The organism is Algivirga pacifica, assembly GCF_039543525.1.
GTDB classification, from domain to species: Bacteria; Bacteroidota; Bacteroidia; order Cytophagales; family Flammeovirgaceae; genus Algivirga; species Algivirga pacifica.
The window spans coordinates 1-1,263 of sequence record NZ_BAABJX010000075.1; the positions used below are offsets into that span (position 1 = coordinate 1).

Genomic DNA, 1,263 nt, shown 5'->3' on the forward strand with positions numbered 1-1,263 from the left:
ATAAAGATAGCGCCTTAGAACGAATATCTTAAATCAAAATTTTCAATGAGCGAAAGCTCAGTTAGAAATTCTTCATTCTTCATTCTTCATTCTTCATTCTTCATTCTTCATTAATAATTATCTATCTCCATTCCACGATATTGCCTCTCTCCTTCTTCAGCATCGCTTTAGGGACATTCTTCTGAATCACCTTTTTCAATGCCTCTAATAAAGATTGCTTGGCAAAATCTTTAGAATACACCAGGCTGACTTCTCGTACTGGTCGGGTATCCTTAAAGGTACGGATACGTTCCTGTCCTTCCTCATCGAACTCATCGATGGCTAGTTCTGGTAAAAGCGTAAAGCCTCCTTCCTTATCGACCAACTTACGAAGTGTCTCCAAAGAGCCACTTTCATAGGCTATTGGAAGGTTATTCGTCATCTTGTCCTTGCTCTCGGAACAAAGGTTGATCACCTGATCACGGAAGCAATGTCCGCTACTCAATAGCCATATATCTGGTGACTGTAAATCTGCTACATCCACCTCCAATTGGTTTTCAAATGGATGTGCTTTGCTCGTATATACTCTAAGCTCTTCGTAAAACAAAGGCATTTCCTGAATCCCATTCTCTTTTAAAGGAGTCACTAGAATTCCTACATCAATGCGATCATTCTTCAAGGCACTTAGGATTTCCTCCGTCTGCCATTCCTTCACCACTAAGGAGACATCCTGATATTCCTTTACCAATGCTCCCGCAAAGCGCGGCAACAAATAAGGTGCTAGTGTTGGAATGATACCTACTCTCAGCTCACCTCCAATAATTCCTTTATGCTGGTCAACAATATCCTTTATCTTTTTAGCCTCCCGAACAATCTGATAAGCCTGTGTGATAATAGGTTTCCCCACTTTGGTTGGGGTAACAGGATGTTTGCTACGATCAAAAATCGTTACACCAAGAAACTCTTCCAACTTCTTGATTTGCATACTCAAGGTTGGCTGCGTCACAAAGCTTGCCTCTGCTGCGTTAGAGAAACTTCCATGTTGTTCTACCGCAATCAGGTACTCCAGTTGTGTTAGTGTTATATTCATTCGCTATCAATCCCTTTAAAAAAGCACTTTATTTGCAAGAAATATACAACTTTTTGGAGGGAAAAAGTAAGAGGTATAAGGTAAAAGGTTTTTTTGGAGAGAGCGGCTACTATTATTACAAAGGGCAATGCTATAGTAGTCTGAAAGTGGTTTGACCTAAATGGCCAAAAAATCTGTTAGCTAAGTATGATGAA

General features: G+C 40.1%; 1 protein-coding gene. It reads right to left on the reverse strand.

Translation table 11 applies throughout. The annotated features are described in order from the left end of the window. Window positions 1–121 precede the first annotated feature (121 nt). Window positions 122–1,069 (reverse strand): hydrogen peroxide-inducible genes activator, encoded by a 948-nt coding sequence (locus ABD985_RS21205; RefSeq protein WP_345375337.1) that lies wholly within the window; start codon window positions 1,067–1,069, stop codon window positions 122–124. Window positions 1,070–1,263: the final 194 nt, after the last annotated feature.